Annotated in this window: 17 protein-coding genes and 1 pseudogene; 5 read left to right on the plus strand and 13 right to left on the minus strand. The window is 56.2% G+C overall.

From position 1 onward, the window contains the following. Positions 1 to 42 precede the first annotated feature (42 nt). From ACR0J4_RS04185 to ACR0J4_RS04195, 3 genes are read right to left on the minus strand one after another with little or no spacing between them, the layout of a single operon-like run. The gene (locus tag ACR0J4_RS04185; protein WP_170642419.1) at positions 43 to 1464 is read right to left on the minus strand and encodes a hypothetical protein; all 1422 of its coding nucleotides are present in this window, start codon (positions 1462 to 1464) and stop codon (positions 43 to 45) included. Beyond that, complete coding sequence (locus tag ACR0J4_RS04190; RefSeq protein WP_170642421.1) at positions 1464 to 2366, minus strand: hypothetical protein; 903 nt, start codon at positions 2364 to 2366, stop codon at positions 1464 to 1466. The genes ACR0J4_RS04185 and ACR0J4_RS04190 overlap by 1 nt, the downstream gene beginning before the upstream one ends. Next, positions 2348 to 3064, minus strand: a complete 717-nt coding sequence (locus tag ACR0J4_RS04195) for a hypothetical protein (protein WP_170642423.1) — start codon at positions 3062 to 3064, stop codon at positions 2348 to 2350. The genes ACR0J4_RS04190 and ACR0J4_RS04195 overlap by 19 nt, the downstream gene beginning before the upstream one ends. 235 nt (positions 3065 to 3299) lie before the next feature. On the opposite strand from ACR0J4_RS04195, the gene ACR0J4_RS04200 reads away from it, so the two are divergent. The 5 genes from ACR0J4_RS04200 to ACR0J4_RS04220 all read left to right on the plus strand — a co-directional run bounded on the left by ACR0J4_RS04200 (position 3300) and on the right by ACR0J4_RS04220 (position 11191). Then, positions 3300 to 4319, plus strand: coding sequence for a hypothetical protein (locus tag ACR0J4_RS04200; RefSeq protein ID WP_170556506.1), 1020 nt, complete (start codon positions 3300 to 3302; stop codon positions 4317 to 4319). A 284-nt stretch (positions 4320 to 4603) separates the two neighbouring features. Further along, positions 4604 to 6409 carry a peroxidase family protein gene (locus tag ACR0J4_RS04205; protein ID WP_170642425.1) on the plus strand — a complete coding sequence of 602 codons (1806 nt, stop codon included), beginning with the start codon at positions 4604 to 4606 and terminating at the stop codon, positions 6407 to 6409. Between the two features lie 10 nt (positions 6410 to 6419). Further along, positions 6420 to 8669, plus strand: coding sequence for a GDSL-type esterase/lipase family protein (locus ACR0J4_RS04210; protein ID WP_170642427.1), 2250 nt, complete (start codon positions 6420 to 6422; stop codon positions 8667 to 8669). A gap of 27 nt (positions 8670 to 8696) precedes the next feature. Beyond that, positions 8697 to 9725: a caspase family protein gene (locus tag ACR0J4_RS04215; RefSeq protein ID WP_170642429.1), complete on the plus strand. Its 1029-nt coding sequence runs from the start codon at positions 8697 to 8699 to the stop codon at positions 9723 to 9725. 5 nt (positions 9726 to 9730) lie between these two features. Continuing rightward, positions 9731 to 11191, plus strand: a complete 1461-nt coding sequence (locus ACR0J4_RS04220; RefSeq protein ID WP_170556502.1) for a hypothetical protein — start codon at positions 9731 to 9733, stop codon at positions 11189 to 11191. Between the two features lie 29 nt (positions 11192 to 11220). Here the strand turns inward: ACR0J4_RS04220 and ACR0J4_RS04225 are convergent, their stop codons facing one another. The 10 genes and pseudogenes from ACR0J4_RS04225 to hpaD all read right to left on the minus strand — a co-directional run bounded on the left by ACR0J4_RS04225 (position 11221) and on the right by hpaD (position 23113). After that, on the minus strand, positions 11221 to 12216 hold the full coding sequence (locus ACR0J4_RS04225; protein ID WP_170556501.1) for a hypothetical protein: 996 nt from the start codon (positions 12214 to 12216) through the stop codon (positions 11221 to 11223). A gap of 18 nt (positions 12217 to 12234) precedes the next feature. Next, positions 12235 to 14448, minus strand: coding sequence for a hypothetical protein (locus tag ACR0J4_RS04230; RefSeq protein WP_170556500.1), 2214 nt, complete (start codon positions 14446 to 14448; stop codon positions 12235 to 12237). Between the two features lie 661 nt (positions 14449 to 15109). Further along, a pseudogene (locus ACR0J4_RS04235) lies at positions 15110 to 15772 on the minus strand (IS6 family transposase). A gap of 122 nt (positions 15773 to 15894) precedes the next feature. Next, a complete protein-coding gene (locus ACR0J4_RS04240; protein ID WP_170642431.1) occupies positions 15895 to 16632 on the minus strand; it encodes a metallophosphoesterase family protein in 738 nt (245 codons plus the stop codon). Between the two features lie 13 nt (positions 16633 to 16645). Next, a complete protein-coding gene (locus ACR0J4_RS04245) occupies positions 16646 to 17701 on the minus strand; it encodes an aldolase/citrate lyase family protein (protein WP_170642433.1) in 1056 nt (351 codons plus the stop codon). A gap of 14 nt (positions 17702 to 17715) precedes the next feature. Then, the gene (gene hpaH / locus ACR0J4_RS04250; protein ID WP_170642435.1) at positions 17716 to 18516 is read right to left on the minus strand and encodes a 2-oxo-hept-4-ene-1,7-dioate hydratase; all 801 of its coding nucleotides are present in this window, start codon (positions 18514 to 18516) and stop codon (positions 17716 to 17718) included. Continuing rightward, positions 18513 to 19367, minus strand: coding sequence for a fumarylacetoacetate hydrolase family protein (locus ACR0J4_RS04255; protein WP_170642437.1), 855 nt, complete (start codon positions 19365 to 19367; stop codon positions 18513 to 18515). Before ACR0J4_RS04255 ends, hpaH begins: the two co-directional genes overlap by 4 nt. Next, on the minus strand, positions 19364 to 20761 hold the full coding sequence (locus ACR0J4_RS04260) for a pyridoxal-dependent decarboxylase (protein ID WP_170642439.1): 1398 nt from the start codon (positions 20759 to 20761) through the stop codon (positions 19364 to 19366). Before ACR0J4_RS04260 ends, ACR0J4_RS04255 begins: the two co-directional genes overlap by 4 nt. Positions 20762 to 20764: 3 nt before the next feature. Then, positions 20765 to 22246 carry an NAD-dependent succinate-semialdehyde dehydrogenase gene (locus tag ACR0J4_RS04265; RefSeq protein WP_480668307.1) on the minus strand — a complete coding sequence of 494 codons (1482 nt, stop codon included), beginning with the start codon at positions 22244 to 22246 and terminating at the stop codon, positions 20765 to 20767. 24 nt (positions 22247 to 22270) lie between these two features. Next, complete coding sequence (gene hpaD / locus ACR0J4_RS04270) at positions 22271 to 23113, minus strand: 3,4-dihydroxyphenylacetate 2,3-dioxygenase (RefSeq protein WP_170380896.1); 843 nt, start codon at positions 23111 to 23113, stop codon at positions 22271 to 22273. Positions 23114 to 23143: the final 30 nt, after the last annotated feature.

Consider the following 23143-nt stretch of genomic DNA (forward strand, 5'->3'; position numbering starts at 1 on the left):
CGCAATCGAAAAGCCGGGGCGAATTTAGGTCCCCTTCGCGTCCTAGCGCTGTCCTTTTGACATCAGTTCCGGATTCTGGTCAGCGACCTTTCGAACCACGTCCAGGGCTGTCGGCAAATTGGTCGTATCAATCCCATCCGGCTTTTGATTTGTTTCGTTCAGGTACTCTAGGAAGTGAAGCAAATTGCTCAGCGACTCTCCGTTTTCCGGGTTTACGGACAGGGCATCTGCGAACCATCTTGCGGGATCTCGGTAAGGAGGTGAGACATCGTGCGAACAGCATAGCATGGCATCCGTCACGCCCAGTGCGTTGCGGTAGTGGGTATCGGTCGGGGACAACGTCGCCGCCTCAAGAAAGGATACGCGCGCAGCCATCCAGTCTTTTTCTTCCGAAGCCTGAATGAACCCTATCAATGCATGGGCCAATGCCCTGAGTTCCGGTTCATTGAGGGTCAACTCATTTTCCAGATAACGCTCTAGCGCGGCCTGTGCCATTTGAGCTGTCCCGTCGGACACAGGCGGAAACTCATCGGACAACCAGTTTTGCCGCAGCCTTAGAAACCCAAGCGCACCATTCAGAAAATCAAGTTCGGGCAAGCTACTATGGAACAGATGCGAGGCTTCTGGGTTGATGCGAATGTATCCCTGGTTGGGATGGCCGCCGAACATGTCGTCCACCTTGATCCAACCAGGTTCGGCCCCAATTTCAACACTGAATGCTCTTCGCTGGTTCGGCTCAAAGAGCAGCTCGTCGCTGGAGGCCTCAAGATCGGGACTACTGTAGACTTTGCTGGCCTCGATAAACGTAATGTCGATGCGTCGGAACAACTCTTCGGAAATCACGCGCGGTGCAAAAGTCACGTCTAGCGCAGGTATCGAAATTGACATCGGCTCGCCGGACTGGCCAAGGTAAGCATGCAGAAATTCTTCGGCAAAGTTATTAGAAAGAGGTTGCACGGCTTCGTATTGATCCGTGAGACGGCGAAACCCCCGGAGTCTGGACTGAACGAAAATCTGGTCCTCTTCCAAAAAAATGCGACCCTGCAAGAAAACCAGAATTTGCCCCTCACGCAATGGCTGCGACGCCCCGCCTGACAATAACCGGTCCAGAACAACGTCAGGATCGCAAACACCATCCAAGAACATATGTGCGACCACTCCAAGACTGCCATAGGTCGGCTGATGCCAGCTATCCAGTTTGAAAAGCCAGCTGAACCGTCGTGCCGTCTTCTGCAGTTTCGCCAGTCGGTCCCCGTCACCTGACGACACATCGGCCGAGGTCGCTAGATACTCCAAAGGAACTATATTTGCTGCAGAGCCCTCAAAAACAAACGGATACTCGCACGCGGTAAATCCACCAGCCTGAACGGGTCGTGAATCCGACACAACGCCCGCAAGAGACAACAGAGCAATGGAAACGGCCAAACCTGCACGCGTAATAAATGACCTGATTGCGTGTTCCATTATTGACCTCCTCCATCGGTTTGAGATGGAAGCGGATCAACACAGAGCCCCTTGTCGTCAGCGTCACTTCCGCGGATTTCTCGAAGAATTGGAAGTGTACTCTGGTCACCAAAACTGTCCAGCGTCTGTCGATAAACACGATCCGCCCCTTCTCGAGCGAAATTGCCCAGCGCCTGCCATTCGTCCGGCTCCAATCCAAGGTAGTCAGGCCTTGGTTTTGCTGCTTCTAGCGTTCCGATCGCATCACAATAAAACGCACGAGAACGTAACAACATTGTCTTTTGCTCTTGGGCATGAACAGCAGAGTCAGCCGCCCTTTCGTGCCGCAATCCCAGCGCCAAAGCAGAGAACAGACGCAACTCGGCATTGCCCCGAAACAGTTTATCCAGCCCTGCATCGATCTGGGCCTGCTCGTAGAGGGCCTCGTGGTAACCCTGCATTCGGGGCGGCTCGACGTTATGGAAACCGTAGTGGCGCAGGGGAATGACCACATAGGCCACGATGATGTCACCCCCGCTGACTCTGGCACCGACTTCTAGCAATACCCGTTCGTCGTTCAGAACTCCTGTGACGTCGGCATCATAGGTATTTCGATCCCGCAACCGACGCTGCGGGCAGTAGATCACCTTTGCAAGAGACCCAAGCGAGGCGTCGGCCTTGTCAAAGTGCATTTCGAATGCAGCAAGCAAGGCGCGCCGTCTGCGTTCGCTGATCGGGCTGACCATATCCATCGAACCTATAAGCAATTTGTCGTTTCTTGCCGTGTCATCCGGGCAACCCTGAAGCCCCGCGTGCGCGTCCTCACCCAAAAGAAAGATTACTATCAAGCCCACCACAACTCCCCTGCACATCTGCGAGAAGCTCTGTTTAGAAGGTTTGCAATTCACCAGAACATCCACCATTTCTGCGCCCTTTGGTTTGCTCTTTCGATTTGCGCCAAAGCCGCCTGAATTGCCTTTTGAAATTCCGGCTGCGCATCAGCGGGCACCCCTGCATCTGTCAAATCCGCGCCGAGGCGTTCGAGCGGTTCCACAGCGTCGAGGCAACCTACGCTGCCAGCGATTTCGGAAACAGCCTTACGCGTCCCCCACTTGAAAGTTTGGGTCGGATCATCAATCCCGCGGATGATGACCTCGCAGGTTTCGTCGTTAGTTGTCAGTCCCGCCTGTTCCAATCCCAACTTTCCCCAGCTGACCTGAAACTCATTTCCATGGTCGATGAATTGGACCAGCGGAAATGCTGCAACACTGCCGAAGCCCCCTAGCGCGAGCGCGGTCGCCTTGGATTTTTCAGCGCTATTCGCGAACTCATCACTGTTTAGGTCTAGAATGTAGGTCTTGAGCTTATCCGCCGTGTCCGCAGTAAATTGCGCTCGCTTAAGATCCAGTTCAACGCTCTGAACCAACAGGTATGCTAGAAAAAATGCGGCCGAGGTTTTGATGAGCGAAGATAAAAGTTCTGCGAACCAGGCCCCGGTCCGTCTGCTTCTGGGTTCGGGCGACGCTGGTCGCTCTGCGTTCCCACCGCTGCGGGCGTAAAGGAGTAGAGCCTCTGATTTTTCAGAAGCGTTTTCCTGGTTATTTGCTCCGTCAACACCCATGGTTTTGTCAGAACTTGCGATCCTGGGACTTGGCCAATCTTATCACAACAAATCAAAATTCAGAAGAATTCCTCCTGAACTCAACTCATGCCAAGCATCTGGGCGCTGTACTTAAACGGGTCGTCTGGTCCTTCAAAACGGCGACTTCCGACATGGTCGACCGTCAAGCGGTGATTGACTTCAGAAATTGTGTTAAGGATTTCAGAGGGGTTTTCGGCAATTCATGAGGTTGAACATGTCTAACCGCCGGGTGAAACTGCGATATTTTTCGATTGTTTTGCTTCCAGTTCTGATATTCGGTGTTCACAAGCTGATCCAAGATCACATGATCGCATCGGAACTGGATATCCCGCTTAAGATCCTGAGCGATCAGAACACATGGCTTGAAGCGGTAGGCCGGCTCAGATTTCTTGCAGCATCTTGGTTCTTTGCGGCGCTTGCCGTTCTCGCCGTTGCCGTGCTGGCCCGCAGTTTGGCGCGACCGATGGAACAGCAAACCAGGGTGGCCGCCATAGTAACGACTTTGGCTGTCTTTTTGTTGGCACTGACGCCAACAATCCAGCAGTTTACAACATCCACCGCGCCCCGGATTTACTATCAGGTCGGCAAAACGGTTTTTGAAACGACCTTGGCCAATGGTTCGCTACCCGGTTGCATGAACGCGAATGACACCTGGCTGTTGGGCACTTGCGGTGAAAGCCCTGTATTTTCAATGTTCAACCGGGTTTTGGACATCGTCAATGCACTTGCTGGTCTGTCCGTTGGGGCACTGATTGCCGGTATGATCCTGTGTCTGGCCTCCAGAGACAGCCCTGATATCGAAGAGAGAGCCGAAGAACTGGCCGCCAACATGCATCAGATGCGGCAGCAATTGTACCTGTCCAGCCTCATTCTGACTTTCGGCATGTTTTTTGCTTCAAGCTGGATGTACTGGCCCATGCCCCTTATAGAGGACAGCGGAAAGGCCGCCTACGGGTCGCTGGTCAAAGCGTCTGCATTGTTTACCGGAACCTATTTTTGCCTGTTGCTGCTCAGCTTCTATCTTCCGGTTGCTTTGGTTCTGGACAGCCGCGTAAAAAGACTTGCCCTGCGGGCCCGCGGGCGCTCGCGAACCGAAGAAACCTTTGATATCGCCGGTTGGAAAGCCACTCATGGGCTTAAGGAAGGTACGGGCGAAATCCTGCGTGCCGGATTTGCACTTGTCGCTCCGATTCTGGCTTCATTTGCCGGGGGCATAACACCGTTGGCAGTTTGATTGCGCCATGCGCAACCATTTGACTTGGCGCCAAAATTTGCGAACAGTCCACCAAACTGCAACCAACTGTTTTGAGGCGGGAAACTGCCTATTTTTCATGGTCAACTTTCAGTTGTACCGATTTTCTGCTAGTATTTACTCGGACCGAGAGAACCTAGTTCGGTCTGTTTTCATATAAGGAAGTCGTTCGGTTTAACTAGTTTCGTCACAAACACCAATTTCTATTTTGAGATGAAATCTCTTAAGCAATCGGATGGCTTCGCCGCTTAGCGAGGTATCCTGAAATGCTTTTCACGCTCGGTCACGGTCAAAAGATTATCCTATCCACACAAGCCGCCCCCGGGGCTATGGCAGGTCTGGCGCCGTCGGTGCGCACCGATGCCGTATCCTATGCCCAGGCTACGGCAAACTCGCCGGTCGCTGCTCCTGCCGGGGCTATGGCCATGCCGCAGGATGGTTCAACGCCGGGCGGACCTTTTGGTTACTTCTTCCCCGACGCGCCCGAAATTTCGACTGACGATACGACGATTGGAAAGCTGGACGCGTTGGCGGATGCGATGGTCGAAGCCGACAATGATCCACCTCATGCAGACAGCCATATTCCCCCTGTACTCACCTACCTCGGCCAGTTTATCGATCATGATATTACAGCCAACATGGATCCCTCGGGGGATCAGTCTGTAATCGAACCACCCGCCGGAGGAACCCTGGACCCATTGCCCAGAAGTACCGTGACGGCGTCCCTGCTGAACCTTCGAAAAGGATCGCTGGGACTGGACAGCCTATATGGTGACGGACCAGACAATGGACCTGCCGCAGTCAAACTGAAAGACGCCATGCGGTCGCCCGGATTTCCAGCCATGATGCGTCTTGACGTGCCCACTGACGTTGGTGGTCGTCCCCCGCTGCCTGCGGATGACGCCTGCGACTTGCTCAGGCTCGGCACGTTGTTGGATCAAGGAACTTTACAGGAAAGCGATATTCTGGGAACTCCAATCGAAAACGCGTTTGCTTCGAATGGCGTGATCAACCGGCGCGCAGCAGTTATCGGAGACGCACGCAACGATGAGAACCTTCTGGTTGCGCAACTCCACGCCGCGTTCCTGCGGTTCCATAACCGCGTTGTCGTCTGGCTTAGGGGGCAGGCGGGTGCCCCCACCGGAGAAGAGGCCGTATTCGAAGAAGCCAAGAAGCTGACGCGCTGGCATTATCAGTGGCTTGTGATAAACATCTACCTGAACAAGGTATGCGACCCCTCCATGGTGGCTGAAGTCATCGCAAACGGTGCAGCAAGTTATGCGGCTTTCTTCGAGCGAGTGAAAACAGCCAGTGGAGGCTCTCTGCCTGCGGAAAACCTTCCATTGCCATTCGAGTTTTCTGTTGCTGCCTTCCGCTTTGGCCACTCGATGGTGAGGGGCGCGTATGACCACAACCGTTTCTTTGGCCGCGGACCGTCGCCGATATTGCCGCAAGCGGGCTTCGATCTGCTATTCGCCTTTACCGGAGGTGGAGGGCTTGGCAATAACCCCACGCTACCAACGAACTGGATCATCGAGTGGGATCGGTTTACACTCGACAACCCGAGCGAGCCCGACCACTTTGCGCGCAAGATCGACACCCAGTTGGCACCGCCACTTGCCGATATGCGCAACGAACCATCCGGTGTCTTCAAGCACCTTGCCCGCCGAAATCTTCGCCGCGGCCATCGGTTGAACCTACCTTCAGCTCAGGCCAGCATCGCGGAATTCAACACCGACAGCTATGGCGGCATCACCGCGCTGACTACCGCTGAGCTGACTTCGGGCGATACAGGACAGGCCGTTTCGGACGGAGGTTTCGAAAACGAAACTCCGCTTTGGTTCTATGTCCTTCGCGAGGCCGAGGTTCAGGCTGACGGAGCCCATCTGGGACAACTGGGCAGCCGCATTGTCGCCGAAACGCTGGTTGGTCTGACCCTATGTGATCCTTCATCTTACTGGCATCAATCCGGGTCCGACAACGGGCGTTGGCATCCACAGGACGGCGCCAAACCGGACGGCATCGTCGTGGATGATATCCCCGCGATGATCCGCGCCGCACTCTGGATGTAAGGAGAGCCCTATGGTCGACAACGCCCTGCCCGACCCTATTCAAACAGACGAACTGCGCCGAAAGTTGTTTGATCCTTCCGTTTCAGAGGAAGATCTGGCGGCCTATATGGTGCTCGATCCATCAGCCAGTCGGCCATTCGCCCCGGTCGTGCGGGTAAACCCTGCGTTGATTCAGCCCCCGCCCAGCGGTAGCGGCCTGAACAGCGCTTTGCAGGGTGCATTGGCTCTAGGAGGGTTGAATGACGTTTCCCGAGCACGCAGACGCCAAGCCTACCAGGCAAAAATTGCAGCTGGTTGGAACGGGCTGAAAATCGTATCCGAGGGCGACAGCTGGTTTCAATACCCTTTCCTGTTGCAGGACGTCATCGACCATCTATCTCGAAAACACGCCATTCTGAGCCTCGGCGCAGCAGGAGATAAGCTGGACGATATTTCTGCACAAAACGAGCTGGTCACGGCGGTGTTGGCGGAGCGCCCGCATGTCGTGCTTCTTAGCGGGGGTGGCAATGATCTCGTCGGTGGCGGCAACCTAGCCGCCATTGTCCGCCCCTTTACTCCCGGTCTGGATGCTGAGGGCCACATAACGAACATGTTCGACCGCATTCTGGCCGATGTAAAACAGCATATGCGCAACATCACAAACCACGTGGCCGCAGCCGCGCCCGGAACACCGATCGTGACACATACCTATGATCACGCCATCCCCGATAACGGTCGCTGGCTTGGCCGCCCGCTTGACTCACGTGGCATCACTGACAAAGGCCTGCAGCGTGAAATCGTGCGCATCCTGATCGACCGTTGGGCCGCAGCTTTGTTCAGCCTCGCCAATGAACCGGGTCTGGCCGGGAAGCTCCACATTGTGGATTGCCGCGGCACCGTACCCGATCCTGGTTGGGAAGATGAGCTTCATCCCAATTCCAAATCATTCGGCAAAGTAGCGCAGAAATTCCAGGCGGTTATCAAGCGGGTAACCTCTGGCGCACAACCCGCACAGGCAATTGGCGCGATGGGCACACTGCGACGTCCCGCACCCGAGGAAAACGCTCTCGGCGATACAGTTCTTTCGCTCGCCAACCATTTCGATGACACTATCCTGTTGTCCGAAATCGGACGCCGTGCGTCGCTGGAACGGGCCGTACCTTCGGGTGCGGCAATGGCTATTCAGCACGACGTCGCAAATGTACCTGAATCCAGCTTAGCCGGCGGGTACCCAACGCTTCGCCAACTGGGTGCCAGAATCCTCGGGCGGGCACACCGAGAGTTACACAGTCTGCTGTGTGGAACCGACGATGCCGACAAGGAAGACCGCAAAGCCCTGCGGGATGCCTTCAACATCGGACAAGGCGCGCTGGCCGCGGCGATTGCGGGCCTGCTTGCTAGCGGCCCCTTGGGCCTGACAGCTTTTGTCGCAGCCCCGGTCGCGGCAATCATCGTGCGTCGCTTCTTGGCACCCAGTTGGGAAGAAACTTGCACGCTGTGGGGCGAGAAACTGAATGGCGGAGGTACGGCGCAAGCCAGCCTCAACGTCGCTCAGCACGGTATCCAGACTGTAAAAGCCAACCCAGACCGGTTCTGCGCGGCCTTTATGAAAAACGTGGATCCAAGCGAAGTTGAAACGTTAGAAGGATCAAGAGCGGCCTTGCTGAACAGCGCGAAATGGCCCTTTAACTCAAAGATCAAAGTGCGGTTCCTTGAAGGGACGGATCACCTGAAAGCCCGGGTTGAACATTACGCTCAGCTTTGGGTTGCTGGCGATATGGCCGCACTGACATTCGAATTCGTCACTGACGGCGACGCGGATATCAGGATTTCGTTCATTCAGGGCGCAGGCTCGTGGTCGCTGGTGGGGACCGAGTGCTTTTCAGAGCCTGATCAGACAAAACCCACGATGAATTTCGGCTGGCTGACAGATCAGTCCAACGAGGAAGAAATTCGCGAGGTGGTGTTGCATGAATTCGGTCATGCCCTTGGGCTGATCCACGAGCATCAAAACCCCGATGGCGGTATTGAATGGAACGAAGCGGTTGTTTTGCAGGAACTGTCCGGCGCACCGAATTTCTGGGACGAGGCCACGATCCGGCGCAACGTTCTAGATCACTACGATCCAACTATCCTGACCCTGACAGAAATCGACCCGCATTCAATCATGATGTACCCAATACCCAATAAATGGACGATTGGGGACTTTGAAACCGGGTTCAATTCGGACTTCAGCCCGTCAGATCGCGAACTGATCCGACGTGCCTATCCGTCAATCTGAGGCCAACGGAAGATGCCGCAAAATGCCATGGCTCTGGTAATTGCGATCAAACGTTATCCCAGTTTTGGAGGCAATGCTTCTTCGGGTTCGCGGGATCTTAAAGGCCCCGTCAATGATGCCACAACATTTATCCAGTGGCTGAAATCTCAGGGGATACCGGATGCTCACATCTTTGACGTAACATCAGACGATTTCCCGGCCGCTGGTCCAATTGGCCCCGCTCTGGCGGACCTTACCAATAAGCTTGACGACCTGATAAAGGTCGCCGAGGAAGCGCCCGCGAAAGAAAGGCTGTATATTTATGTTAGCGGTCATGGATATGGCAGACGACGGACCGAAGGCGGGCTCTACCTCGCCGACGCGACGCCGGACAACCTCACCAACTTGTTTGTCACCGACTATTTTCACTGGTTCATGGATGCCGCCCGGTTCAAGGAATGCATCCTGTTTTATGACGCGTGTATGGATCAAGGGCGGCTAGCCTCGCCGGCGCCGATACATTGGCGGCGTGAGGTAGACCGAGCCAGCCACAATATCCAGGCATTGGGGATTTATGCAGCGCGTTTTGCGGGTCGCGCTGTTGAACGCACAATGGAAAACGGCAAGGACCACGGTGCTTTTTCCTATGCTTTGAAGATGGCGCTGGACGGTGCTGCAGCGGTGGACGACGGCCAAGGCAACCGGGTTATAACCAGTGAAAGCCTGCGCGACTATCTGATCGCAACGATGCAGAAACTGATGACAGACGATCAACGTCAGCACCCTCTGGTTTCGACAGAACCTGATTTTGGTCCGTTTGACTCGGTCATACTGGTCAAAAACGCCCCGCCTTTTCTGAAATCCGTCCAAATCTTGCTGCCCGGCCCATTGGTCGGCAAAACACTGATTCTGGAAAATGCCAAACTTAAGGAAGAGGCGCAGATAGATGCCATTGAAGATAGCATCACTCTGGATCTTTCACCGGGTTTGTACGTTCTTTCCGACGGCACCGGGTGGGAACGCGCATTTGAATTTACCGGCGCAGAAACCGAGATTGATTTGCAGAGAGCAGAGTAAGAGCAATGCCCAAACTGAGTGTACGCGCTGCAGATGAAACCACCGAAATCTTCGTGATTGCTGCGGATTTCGCCTTGCGCGGACGCGGGGCCCGACGGCTGGATCAGGATCTGCTGGCCGGCATTTACAAGGTGCGCGCAGTTTCCGGCAGGAGTGAATGGCAACGAGTCATTGTTCTGCGTGAGGATACCACTCTCGACGTACCAAAGATCGAATTTGGATCTGCGGCCCCATTGGCCAGCACGAACCGGACACACGAAACTCATATGTATGCAGCCGAACAGGCTGCGCCGCCGGAACAGGGCATTGTTGACGCAGCCCCTGCCATTGCCCTGTCTTTGGGTCAGCGGCGCGCGCCCGTCCACAGCGGATCTTTTGTCTTCATGGCCCGTTGGTGGACACCTTGGAGCGATTTTGGGCCAATGAATCTGGACAATCCGGCTGAAGGGGCAAGCCTACGCACCGGTGGTGGCCGGGGCCTACTGCCTCTGGACCTGTCTACAGAAGAGGGCGACCAAACGGGTCCCACCCGCGCAGGACCCCGAATAGCACCCGAAGCGACTTGGTTCTCGGGTGATTTGTCATCGGACCGATATTCCGGTGCATCTTTGAACGCGGCACCCGGTATGTATTCCCTGTCTTTGTCCGATGGCGAAAGCAAAATCGAGCAGATGATTACCATCCTGCCGGGCTGGCGCACCCATGTATTCGCCCTTTATGAGCCGCCGATCGAAAACATCGAAGGCACCGTTACAAACGTAAATAAACGACTTGTGGATATTTCGATTCACATCTCTCGCGACCGGATGTTTATGGGTGACGAAATGGCCCGACTGACGGATGCGGCACGGCTCGCGCTGGCGGATGAAAGGTCGACGGCAACAAACGAATTGCTGCGATACGTGGGCGGAAAGTTTGAAAACCCGATGCTCGGCCTGTATGGGGCCCATCTGTTGTTACTTCTCAAAGGAAAGAATTCAGCCGCCAGCATACCGCGTCCGGTTGACTATAACGACAGTCTGTATCGCGAAGTTGTCGAAAACACCGCACGTATTTTCGGCGACCAGCACCCAGACATTGTCGCTCTGCGCGGTCTGGGCAAAGGAATGAACACGATAAAATTTCCGCCAATGCTGTCACACAGTTGGCTAGAGCTTCTGGCGAGTTCCGTCGAACATCCGAACCTGATACCGCCGAGTCTTTGGCGCCGCACAGCCCTGCGTTCACGGACCCAACCATTCTTCGCATGGCGCATCCCACAATATGGCGGTGATCGCATCATGCAGCGCGAGATTGAATTGACCCGCGCGATTCTTGAAGCCGCCGAAGAACGGGAGCGCTATGACGAAGCAGCGGCCGGTTTGAGGAGCGGCCGCGCCGACGCCTCGGTGCGCGAAGCGTTCGTGCGCGAATGCGTTACGCTATTTGAAGCTCCGCGCTCGGTCGTCGATCTGATCCTTAGGTAAAGAGCATTCAACTGTTCTAGAAAACCGATTTAGGGCGGCGGAGCCGGAACTGCGTAGATATCCCTGATTTCAGCCGACCACAGCCTTTCTCCGGTCTCAAGATCGTATGCACGCAATTGCATCGGTTCTTCCGAAAGTTCGCCATCCTGCAAACGTGCGTATGGCTGCAGTTCAACAAACAGCTTGCCATCGGATACGACAAAGGGTGAAAAACTAACTGGTAGGTCAACCGACCCAAGAACTTCGGTGCGGCCAATGTTGTGCAGGTTCCAGCGATAAACTGTCCAGATACCTTCGCCTTCCAAAGGTGCGCTTTCCAACCAGGTCATTCCGTCAGCAGACTGGAACTGCAGAGGGTTGGGTGCTGTGCTTTCTTCCGCTGGCTGTCCAGCCGCACCAGGACGGCGGATCGAAAACTGAGGTACGGTGGGAAGCGCACGTTCGACGGTCGGTTCGACCATCGGACGCACTGTTCCGTCCTGCGGCGACAACCGGACCTGCCCCCGGACTACAGTCTCTTCATCTTGCGCCTCGGCAGGGGTTGCGCCTGGAAATGCTCCCAGCGCTCCGGTCGGAGGACCCATTCCGGGCAGAATTTCGTCGGGCAACATTTCGTCAGGGCCGCTCGCAAGCCCGCGCAGGGGCCGCTCACGGTATTCCCAGCGCAATACGGCTTCGCCGTCCATGGGCTCTGCCGAAACGCTGAAACCGCGGTCGGTCGTCGCGGCTAGACTTGATTGTACGCCGGCAGGCAGTGGCACCGTGCTTTCGCTTTGCACGGCCCCTTTGTCATCGATCCGCAACATGCGGATCGCGACACCGTTGCCCGTATCTTTCGGCAATGCCTGGCTGAGAAGAAGGTTCTCTTTCAACAGCAACGGCTTATCTGCGTTTTCGGAATGCCAGATTTTGGCCCCGTCCTGCAGTGATATTGCTGTCACGCCGCCTTGGGGGGCCATGACATAGGCCCGTCCGCCCTCGGTATCGATGACAATGCCAGAGCTGAGTTCGATGCTTGTAGTCATAATCCTCTTCGCCTCCTCTCAGCTGGGTTGCACGGTGTTGGCCGCGGGGTTCAGGGCGATCAGCGGTTGCGACAGATCGAGGGTCCAAGCCCCTCTACCAAGTGTCGCGGCAAGCAGCACTTGATTGGCGTCATCATATTGCAGTTGCATGACCGGCACCGCAGGCAAATCGGCCGCCAAACGAAACCACCCGTTAAAGTTCGGAGCCTCGGCAGCATAGATGCCTGCATTAGTCCCCACGACCAGATGGCCATTTCCAAAGCTTCCGCACCAGACAACCGATCGAATGGTACGCCCGCCGGCGGCCAGCAGGTTATCGGTTATGTCCACCCAAGTCTGGCCCGAGTCGACTGTCTGATGAATGCTGTTGAACAGAGTCGCGAACGCAGTGGTTGGCATGCTTGCGTCCAATGCCACAGCGGTCACGTCCTCTCCGTTACTGAACCTGGTTGTTTGCTGCAGTTGTGCTGGCGCAGGACCGGTCCGGACGAAGACATCCAAACCTGCGCCGACATACAGCACATCCGCGTCGTTTGTACCGCCATAAGCCACAGAGGCCGCCGCATTTGCCTGAACTCCGATCGGCCCGACCAGACGCAAAGTATCACCCCGGTCAAAAGATTCCCAAACGGCATTAGCTCCGCAAATGACCAGACGCAAAGGATCGCCCGGGTTCGTCTGGATCGGAGAATAGAACTGAGGCGAAAGGGACATCGTCGTTCCGACCTCAAACAGCTGAAGCCGCTGGAACCCCAGCGAAACCCCGTTTGCATCGAAGAATTGCCGATGCGCATTTCCCAGAAACTGAAAACTGAAATAGCGGACCGATCCGCCGTTCGTGGTGTCAGGTGCAATTGCCACGACACCGCCATCCCCACCCATCACAGTCGGCCATCTTTCGGTCCCAGCCCCGGGTTGGCGCAACGTTCCGTTGTCCTGAGCACCGCCTAATGCGACCTGTGTCGCCGGATCCCAGGCGGCGGAATGAAATTCCGTGTTCTGCAGCGACCCTATCATCGTTACCCAGTCACCAAGGTTCGAATGCGGATCGGTGCGGCGGTAAACACCACCGTCATCACCTTCGATCAGATCGCCGTTGCTTGCTATGGCCATGGTTCGGGAATCCGCATGCGGCGCGCTGTTTGCATTGGTGTTCTGATGCGTTATCGGGCTGGCTTGTGCTCCGGTCGGTTGGTTCGCATCGACACGGAACAGACGGCCCGAAAATGTTTGTGCGCCTATCGAGTTGGGAAACTGCGGCAAGGCAAGCCCCGGCGGTGCGTTCTCATCAAACGAAGGTTGCCGGTCACCTCCGATATACACAATGTTGGCATCCTGCAGGTCTGCGGCCATCGAAAAGTGGATACCTGCCTGTCCGCCCGGATGCAGGCCAAAGGTATTGCCGCCGCCTTCGGTTGTCGTAGGTAGATCCAGATTGGACCAGTTAGCTCCCCGGTCAGCCGAGTGGAACAATGCTGCAAGCCGGCCATTCACTGCAATCGCAACAAACACCGTATCGCCTGGCCCAGGTGCTATGCGCACACTGGTTGGACTGAATAGGAACGACTCCATGACGCTGGAACTGATTTTTGCCCACGTCACGCCACCGTCAGATGTCACAAAGATCGCCCTGCCAGCGTGAACATAGATCAAATCCGCATCAACCGGAGATGCCGCGACCGCGAATGACGGACCTGTTTGCAGAGAGACGGGCGACAGATGAGTGAAGCTCTGACCCTTGTCATCCGAACGGTAAACTCCATCCGCCAAAGAAGCCCGCCCACCGTTTCCCGCAAGAATAATCACATCTCCGGCGGCGTGAATTGCCCTGATATGTAGGGCGCGAAATAGCCCGCCATTGTCCAGAATGCTCCAGCTGGCACCATCATCTTCAGACAGCATAACGCCCAACAACGCCCCGCCGACACGGCGCATGCTACTGAAACGCCCGGTGCCGGCGACGAGTGTCTGCACTGTCGGATCGTTGCGATCCAGACAAAGGGCTCCGATCGAAAGAGAGTCTTCGTTTGGCATCAGACTAACCCAGTCTGGCTGTGCGTCCAGCGCGTTCCGTGTACGCCATACGCCTCCGTTCACGGCACCAATATAGAGGATGTCGCTGTCAGCCGGATGTGGAGCCACGGCATTTACGGCCCCTACGATTTCGTTGTCGGCAACAGCTTCAGACTGGCCATCCGTAGCGGGTCGCGGTCCTTGTGGTATCCAATTCATCACGCTCCCCTCTTTTGTTCAGTACAAATGTTCAAGCGCCCGAAACTAGGGCTTGCCTTGCTGCCGACGAAAAACAAACAGCGGTCGTTTCAATATCTCTACTGGTTTCCCGGCTTGCTGACCGGTCAACCCCAAAGTCTTTGATACTATATATTCTTCGCGGCCCTGCGCAGGCTTAGGATCTGTTCTCTGGCTGCAACCGTGTCAGCAATTGTGAGATCAAGAAGCTCACCACAAACCAGGTCGGAAGAAAGGCCAGAAGTTCCAGAAGAAAAGAACCAAACTTGTAAAACGTGTTTGCGATGGCAATCGAAATTATCAGCGACGGGCCCTCAACAACAAGGAGCTTCCGGATGCTCTGGGACTTGACTGCATGGTACATGTCACAATCCTTATTTTGTAAACCAAATGCGTTTACTTTAACGGTCTTAGGTTCTCTCAAACTGCCGATTTAGTCAAGTTTTTAACGCGCCGCGACGGTCCGGAGACCGCCAAACAAACGTGGTTTGCCGAAGCAACAGCTGCACCGACAAACTTGCAGGCGCTGCCCTAATCACCCGCTTAACTACGGCTGACTAACCGCCGAGCCTCATAGATGATCTCAATTGGTTGCTGTCCGACAAACTCGAACCAGTCTCAGTGTGCCGCGGAAACCGCGAACCTATCCGGAACAAATTTGACGCCACTCGGCAAGAGCGGCAGTGCGTGTCGGCTTGAAGGTGTCCCGGCGGGTGAGCGATCTTTCCTGGTTGAAGTGATTGTAGACCCAGGAATGGACGGAGGCGAACTTCTACAAACTTGGCATGCGCCTGAACCGTTGTATGGCGCGTTAATGCCGTCGAAACGGGAGGTGTGAATTCTCGACTCGGTTGTTGAGCCACCTGCCCGTCTGTTGTTTTTCCGTAGCACCAAGCTCTCTGAGCGCGGCCTGGTATGACGCGAAGCGATCCGTGACGACGGTTTTCGCTTTACCGTATCGCTTCACAAACTTCTTGAGGAATTTCAGTGCTGCAGCCTTGTTTCGGTGTTTGGTAACAACAGCTTCCAGCACCTCGCATTCATGATCAACAGCCCGCCAAAGATAGTGCCGCTTGCCATTCACCTTCACGAAAACCTCGTCTACGTGCCACTTCCATTTGGATAATGCGCGTAGCTGCTGAAAAAGCTTCTGTCTGATCCCAGCAGCAAACATTGGGCCAAACCTGTTCCACCAATACCGGACAGTTTCATGACTCACGTCGATGCCTCGCTCGTGCAACAAGTCCTAAATACTCCGAAACGAGAGCGGGAAACGGATGTACAGCATCACCGCCAGGCGGATGATCTCGGGGCTGGTTTAGAAGTACTTGAAGGAGGCAGGTTTAGTCATTCCTAAATGCTATGCAACCGCCCTGCTCCGCTCAAGCAAAGTTCTCGTGACAAGACCTTCTGGTTTACCGAAACCTACTAGGAGCCAATGTAAGTCAGAGGCTTGCGCCCCTCGTCGTGCAACAGCCAACACTTCGATCCTTCGAAAACCGCAGCCGTAAGAGGTTTGCCATATCCCGCCCCGGTATCGATGTTCACACGGTTTCCATGGTGTTCAGGGTTGGCGACGTGGGTGTGGCCGTGAACAACCAGCCACGGGTGAGGGTCCGGACAGTCCAGAAACTCGTCTCGGATCCAGATTAGGTCGTCGGGGTCCTGACGATGCAAGAGGATGCCGGGCTGTATGCCTGCATGGACGAACAGCACGTTGTTGCGCAGGTAGTAGGGCAACAGACCTGCCAGAAAATCGATATGGGCCTGCGGCACGGCGGCTTTGGCCTGAGCATGGACCTGATATATTCGATCCCCTTCGCTGACCTTAACGCCATAGGAGTTTAGCGTTTCAACACCGCCTATTCGGGGATGCAACCAATGATACCCGACCAGTAGACGCGCGTCGTTTCGCGGGTAGTCCTCAAGGAACAATGCGCACATCTGATCGTGGTTGCCGCGCAGGAATGTCCAGTTTCTGCCTACGGACTGCCCTTTCACCAATAGATCGAGAACCTGTCGACTGTGGGCGCCGCGATCCGTGTAGTCACCGATAAAGACGATTTGCGCATCAGGCCCACCGTCCTTTTCGATGCGGGCCAGCGCGTCCTCTAGCATGTGCAACTGACCGTGGATGTCACCAATGGCATAGATAGGTTCTGGCATTTTTTTGGCGCTCTTACTCAGACCATTGGATACGGAGTTCTTCCCGAAAGGCAAAACGCACCAGGTGGGCTTCGATCACGCCTTTCCACTGCTCCAAGTCCCCGCGCGGTCCGGTCGCAGCGTTAATCGTCAGCCTGTCGTCATTCGCTTCAAGGGTCACGCTGTCGCCATCCGCAAAGGCCACGCTTCCCTTCTTTTCGTCAAAAAACACCTCGGCCTTGTGCGACCAGTGTTTACACAGCTGCTGCAGATTTTTGCTGGCCGCTGCGGTTTCCGCAACGCCCGAGGCGGTCTGATCCGGCAGCAGGCCCAGCCCGACTTCGGCGGCGTTGCGCATCGCAGTTGCAAATAGGGTCACGTCGATATTGGTGGCCATGAATGTGACCCCCAGATCCAGGCATTTGCGCTGCATCGCCGGATCAAGGGTCAGGATACCCGCCGCCTTGCCCGCCGCCACGATGCGGGCGAGCGCGTCCAAAACGGCCGCGACCACATCGGGGTGACCGGCATTGCCGAGATGGCCCATATCGGCGGCCAGATCGGATGGGCCGATGAACACCCCATCCACATCGGTGGCCAGAATATCGTCCAACGCAGCCATACCTTTTTGGTTTTCGACCTGCACCAGCAGGCAAATCTGCTCGTCCGCCGTTTTCAGGTAGTCCGGGATGGCTGAAAACCGCGAGGCCCGCGCCAGTGCCGATCCCACGCCCCGCACGCCATGCGGTGGGTATTGCACAGCCCGAACCAGCTCACGCGCGTGATCCCCGCTTTCGACCATGGGCACCAGAAGGTTCTGCACGCCCGCGTCCAAATACTGCTTGATCATCCAGGTTTCGCCTATCGGCAGGCGCGCGACCGGAGTGCTACCTGATCCTTCGATCACCTGCACCTGTTCGAGGATCGAGCGCAGATCATTCGGCGCGTGTTCACCGTCAACCAGCAGCCAGTCGAACTGCGCAGTTGCTGCGATCTCGGCCGTATAGGCGTTGGCCATCCCGATCCAGCAGCCGATCTGCGGCTGCCCCGCCTTGAGAGCGGCTTTGAACGTATTCTTTGGCGCAGGCATATGCGGCGTTCCTTTCAGGAGAAATTGATATCGACCGAGCCAAATGGCCCGAAATCGGCATGGATTTCAGTACCCGACGGGCACTCCACCGGGCGGATAAAGCTGCCGGACAGGATGATTTGACCGGGTTCGATGTATTGTCCGTATTGCGCCATGCGGCGGGCCAGCCAGACAACGCTTTCGACCGGATCGTTCAGAACGCCCGCGCCTAGGCCGGTTTCTTCGATTTCACCATTGCGAAAGGTCAGCGCACCGACCCAGCGGAGATCAAAAGCATCCACGGCGTGCCGTTCCGCGCCCAGCACGATACCTGCATTGGCAGCATTGTCGCTGATCGTGTCGAATACTGTGCGAGCTTTGCCGGACTCGGGATCCACGCGTTGAATGCGTGTGTCGAGGATTTCAATGGAGGGCGCTACGTAGTCTGTGGCAGCAATGATATCCTCACGGGTGACGTTTTTGCCTCCAACGGCAGACATCATCACAAAGGCGATTTCGGCCTCGATCCGTGGCTGGATGAAACGACCTTCCGGAACCGTTCCACCGTGTTCAAAGGCCATGTCATCAAACAGGATGCCACTGTCGGGGATGTCGATGTTCAGCGCATATTGCATCGCTTTCGAGGTCAAACCGATCTTCCAGCCAATCACCTTGCGCCCCTCGGCTAGTTTCTGGCGATAGATGGCGTTTTGCACCTCGTAGGCGTCGTCCATGCCCATCTCGGGGTGGCGCAGTGTTAGCAGGCCAATCTGCTCTCCAGTCCGTTCAGCCCTCAGCAGATCAGCAGCTGCGTGGGCATGATCTTCGGGCGTCATTGCTGTTCGTCCTCAACTGTGTTGCGCAGCGTACCGATGCCCTCGACGGACACCTCAACCACATCACCCGGAGCCAGATATTTCGGAGGATCAAACCGCGCCCCTGCCCCGGTCGGCGTGCCGGTGACGATGATGTCGCCCGGCTGCAGGGTCATAAAGGTCGAGATATATTCAATTTCGCGCCGGATCGGGAACATCATGCGGTTTAGAGTGTCGTCCTGACGCAGCTCGCCGTTCACATGGGTCTGAATACGGGCATCATCCAGTTGCGCGGCGTCGGTAAACGGCACCAGCCACGGGCCGATGGCCCCCGTGTTATCCCAGTTCTTGCCTTGCGTGACGTTGAACTTGGCATGGCGCACCCAGTCACGGATCGTGCCCTCATTGCACAGCGTCAGGGCCGCGATGTGGTCGTAGGCGTCCTCCTGTGAAATCCGACGTCCAGTCTTGCCGATGACAATCGCCACTTCGCCTTCATAGTCCAACGTATGGTTTTCCGGCGGACGGATCAGAGGGCGGTTATGGCCGGTGAAGCCGCTTGCGAACCGTGGGAACAGCGACATGTATTTAGGCTGCGCGCTGCCGTCTTTGTATTCGGCGTTGCGGTCCGGGAAGTTAACGCCGACGCACAGAATGCGACGGACGTCGGGCATCACCATCTCGTAGATGAAATCCCTGTGGGTCACGCCCTTACCTTCGGCGGCTGCAGCCAGTTGATCAAGCGCTCCAGTAGCGATTACCTCATAAAGGCTCGCGTGATGTGGGAAAGCATCATTCAACGCAATTGCGCCGACGTCCGTGATCGCACCAAAAAAAGTCTGCCCATCGGCAGAGAAGGTTGCGAATTTCATTTAAGTGTCTCCCAAACCTCACGAATAACGTCTGCTGCCATCAGTACATCGTCGCGTGTTGTGTCGAATTGTCCGACCTGAAAACGAATAATCTTGCGACCATCAAACATGCCTTGGGTCAGATAAATCCGGCCGTCATCATTCAGCGCATCAACCAGACGCTGCTGCATCGCATCGTCACCCGGGCAGCGGAAGGAAAACAGGCTGAGTATCGGCCCGGTCGTGATCTCGAACCCCTCCATCGCGCCAATCTTCTCGGCAACCTCATTGGCCCAAACGACGTGATTTCGGATTCGTGTGCGCAGACCGTCCAACCCGTAAGAGCGCAACAAGAACCAAATCTTCAGCGCGCGGAACCGACGTCCCAACGGGATAGTCCATTCCGAATAATTCGTCACCTCGGCACCGGTGGTTTTGAGGTACTCGGGTTCAATTTTCAGCGTGTTGAGCTGCGGTGTGGCGTCACGCAGAAACTGGATGGCGCAATCGAATTGAGCGCCCATCCATTTATGTGGGTTGAAAACGATGCTGTCATAGCGATCAGTCCCGCCCCACAGGGCCTCGCGGAATTCGGGGCAAATCATGGCCGATCCGGCCCAAGCCGCGTCGAGATGGGTGTAAAGGTCGTATTTCTGCGCGATGTCAGCCACAACTTCCAGATCATCACAGGCCCCAACGCCCGTGCCGCCTGTGATCGCAATGATCCCGGCTGGCACATGACCGGCTTCGATGTCATCGCGGATAGCGGCCTCAAGCGCGACGACGTCAATCGCATAGGTCGGTCCCCGTGTCGGCAGCTTGACCAAGTTATCCTGGCCGATGCCAGCAACCCAACAAGCACGGTCGATCGACGAATGCACTTGGTCTGAGCAATAGATCCGCAGCGCCCCTTTGGTGTTCAGCCCCTGGCGATTGCCCGTGTACCCAGTGGCGCGTTCGCGCATCGTCAGAACCGCAGACAAAGTCGCCGAAGACGCGCTGTCCTGAATGACGCCGGTCATACCATCCGGCAGACCAAGCGCTTGTCGTAGCCAGTCCACCATTACACCTTCGACCTCAGTCGCTGCGGGTGCGGTTTGCCAGAGCATGCATTGCGCAGCGATGGTGGTCACCAGCATCTCAGCCAGCATTGAAGGCGGGGCAGCGTTCGCTGGGAAATACGCAAAGAACCGAGGGTGCTGCCAGTGAGTGATCCCGGGCATCACGATACGCTCGAAATCGGCCATGATGGTCTCCATCGGCTCACCAGATTCCGGGGGTGAGATCTCAAGCTGCGCAGCAATTTCCCCCGGCGCTGTCTGCGCCCGAACAGGACGATCCGCCAGAGTCTTGTGGTAGTCAGCAGCCCAGTTGGAGATTTGCTGCCCCCAGTGAGAAAATTCGTCCCAATTCATACACTAAGCCTCCTCAGAAGGGGAAATTCCACCCATGCAGATGTACTTCAGCTCCATGAAATCATCGAGGCCATATCGAGATCCCTCGCGTCCAAGACCCGACATTTTGACACCGCCGAACGGAGCCTCTGCCGTTGAGATCAGACCGGTGTTCACACCGATCATCCCGTATTCCAACGCCTCGGATACGCGCCAGACACGCGCCATGTCACGGGAATAGAAATATGAAGCCAAGCCGAATTCGGTATCATTGGAAGCGGCGACAACCTCGCTTTCGCTTTCGAATTTGAACAAGGGAGCGACAGGGCCAAAGGTTTCTTCAGTCGCCACCGCCATATCCGAGGTCACATCGGTCAGAATGTTTGGCTCAAAAAACGTGCCGCCCAGCGCGTGGAGCTTGCCCCCAAGAGCGACCTTTGCGCCTTTCGCGGTTGCATCATCGATATGTTCGGCTACCTTTTCCACGGCGGCTTGGTCGATCAGAGGGCCAAAGATGATACCTTCATCGAACCCATTGCCGGTTGGCAGGGTCGCAACTTTTTCAGCTAGCATTTCAGCAAAGGCGTCGTAGACCCCGGCCTGCACATAGATGCGGTTTGCACATACGCAGGTCTGCCCATTGTTGCGAAATTTCGCGATCACGGCGCCTTCGACTGCGGCGTCCAGATCGGCATCGTCGAACACAATGAACGGCGCATTGCCGCCCAATTCCAACCCCAGCTTCTTGATCGTCGGGGCGCATTGCGCATAAAGCATCGCGCCGATCTCGGTCGATCCAGTGAAGGTCAGCTTTTGCACGATCGGGCTCGAGGTCATTTCGCCGCCAATCTCCCGCGCCGAACCGGTGATGACCGAGAACAACCCTGCGGGCAGTCCCGCGCGTTCGGCGAGAACGGCCAGCGCGATGGCCGAGAACGGCGTCTGGCCGGCGGGTTTCAACACCATCGAACAGCCCGCCGCAAAGGCCGGTCCAGCCTTCCGGGTGATCATGGCGTTGGGAAAGTTCCACGGCGTTATCGCGGCCACAACGCCGATGGGCTGTTTGACGGTAATGATCCGCTTGTCCGGCGCATGGCCAGGTGTGACATCGCCGTAGGTCCGGCGGGCCTCTTCGGCGAACCACTCGATGAAGCTTGCGCCATAGGCGATCTCACCCTTCGCTTCGGCCAAAGGCTTACCTTGTTCGGCGGTTAGAATGGCGCTCAGATCATCCTGGTTTTCGAAAATCAGATCATACCAGCGACGTAAGACTTGGCTGCGCTCTTTCGCGGTACGTTTGGCCCAGTCTTTCTGCGCGCGCTGCGCATCGGCAATCGCCTCGACTGTCTCGGCAGCACCCAGATTGGGCACGCGACCGATCAACTCACCCGTCGCCGGATTTATCACGTCAATCGCGCGCTCACCGTCTGAAGCATCAACCCATCTGGACCCGACCCGCGCCCTTTCGGCAAGCAGGCTTGGATCGTTAAGAGGCAGTTCAGTCATTCGAATTTCCCTGTGTTTCCGGTTTTAGACCGAGAAGCTGACATTTGCTTGCCCGGTCCCGGAGCTACCGAAATACGGGGTGTAGATGTCGATCTTGCCTTTATAGCTGCCCCATCCAAGAGCGCCGAACAGCAAGGCAGTATCGTTCATGGCGCACTCGCCAGCGCATTTCTTGGCGTAGTCGGGCAGAAGTTCGAGGAACTCTTCGAAGCGGCCCTGTTCCCAAAGGTCCAGCACGCGCATGTCCATCTGGCGATTGAACTCGCCGTTTACCGAGTTAAGGCCGTCGACCGAGCGTTCATTGGGCGTGAAATCGTGACTCAGCGACCCTGAAGCCAGGATCGAAACGTTCCGGTCCGAGCGTCGGATGCCTTCGGCAATGGCTTCACCCCAGACCCTATTTTCAGCGATGGACGAGAATTGATTGACCGCCACGGGCAAAACCCGCGCATTCACGCCTTCGTTGATGAAGTGCATCGGTAGCAAGGTGCCGTACTCCATGCCCATATCGGGGTGCGAATGCCCCAGGGCTCGTTCGCCACGTTCGCGCAGAACGTCAAGGATGGTTTCCCCAAGCTCGTGATCGCCGCGATAGTCGAACTCCATATCCGCCAACATGTGCGGCAGTTCATGACTGATGAAACGGCCCTTGTGGTGCTCTTTCGTGTTCAGATGGAACCCCTGATTGGTGATCCAGTGCGTGTCAAAAATGACAAACGTATCGACCTTGCGGTCGATCGCATCCTGACGAAGGCGCGCATAGCCGTCGATGGCAGGTTGGCGGATGCCTTTGTATTTCGGCATCGTGTGGGACATCCAGATGCTTGGCACATGCGTTATCTTCGCGGCCTGTACAATCTTTCCCATGGCAGTTCCTCCTCGCATTTGTAACGGCTG

Source organism: Ruegeria sp. B10 (genome assembly GCF_056539825.1).

What these genes read in the sequence shown, in the direction of transcription:
- ACR0J4_RS04190 (WP_170642421.1), bottom strand. Translation starts at nt 2,366, where the DNA reads ATGGTGGATGTTCTGGTGAATTGCAAACCTTCTAAACAGAGCTTCTCG.
- ACR0J4_RS04210 (WP_170642427.1), top strand. Translation starts at nt 6,420, where the DNA reads ATGGTCGACAACGCCCTGCCCGACCCTATTCAAACAGACGAACTGCGC.
- ACR0J4_RS04225 (WP_170556501.1), bottom strand. Translation starts at nt 12,216, where the DNA reads ATGACTACAAGCATCGAACTCAGCTCTGGCATTGTCATCGATACCGAG.
- ACR0J4_RS04185 (WP_170642419.1), bottom strand. Translation starts at nt 1,464, where the DNA reads ATGGAACACGCAATCAGGTCATTTATTACGCGTGCAGGTTTGGCCGTT.
- hpaH (WP_170642435.1), bottom strand. Translation starts at nt 18,516, where the DNA reads ATGACGCCCGAAGATCATGCCCACGCAGCTGCTGATCTGCTGAGGGCT.
- ACR0J4_RS04265 (WP_480668307.1), bottom strand. Translation starts at nt 22,246, where the DNA reads ATGACTGAACTGCCTCTTAACGATCCAAGCCTGCTTGCCGAAAGGGCG.
- ACR0J4_RS04215 (WP_170642429.1), top strand. Translation starts at nt 8,697, where the DNA reads ATGGCTCTGGTAATTGCGATCAAACGTTATCCCAGTTTTGGAGGCAAT.
- ACR0J4_RS04195 (WP_170642423.1), bottom strand. Translation starts at nt 3,064, where the DNA reads ATGGGTGTTGACGGAGCAAATAACCAGGAAAACGCTTCTGAAAAATCA.
- ACR0J4_RS04245 (WP_170642433.1), bottom strand. Translation starts at nt 17,701, where the DNA reads ATGCCTGCGCCAAAGAATACGTTCAAAGCCGCTCTCAAGGCGGGGCAG.
- ACR0J4_RS04255 (WP_170642437.1), bottom strand. Translation starts at nt 19,367, where the DNA reads ATGAAATTCGCAACCTTCTCTGCCGATGGGCAGACTTTTTTTGGTGCG.
- ACR0J4_RS04240 (WP_170642431.1), bottom strand. Translation starts at nt 16,632, where the DNA reads ATGCCAGAACCTATCTATGCCATTGGTGACATCCACGGTCAGTTGCAC.
- ACR0J4_RS04200 (WP_170556506.1), top strand. Translation starts at nt 3,300, where the DNA reads ATGTCTAACCGCCGGGTGAAACTGCGATATTTTTCGATTGTTTTGCTT.
- ACR0J4_RS04230 (WP_170556500.1), bottom strand. Translation starts at nt 14,448, where the DNA reads ATGAATTGGATACCACAAGGACCGCGACCCGCTACGGATGGCCAGTCT.
- ACR0J4_RS04205 (WP_170642425.1), top strand. Translation starts at nt 4,604, where the DNA reads ATGCTTTTCACGCTCGGTCACGGTCAAAAGATTATCCTATCCACACAA.
- ACR0J4_RS04260 (WP_170642439.1), bottom strand. Translation starts at nt 20,761, where the DNA reads ATGAATTGGGACGAATTTTCTCACTGGGGGCAGCAAATCTCCAACTGG.
- ACR0J4_RS04220 (WP_170556502.1), top strand. Translation starts at nt 9,731, where the DNA reads ATGCCCAAACTGAGTGTACGCGCTGCAGATGAAACCACCGAAATCTTC.
- hpaD (WP_170380896.1), bottom strand. Translation starts at nt 23,113, where the DNA reads ATGGGAAAGATTGTACAGGCCGCGAAGATAACGCATGTGCCAAGCATC.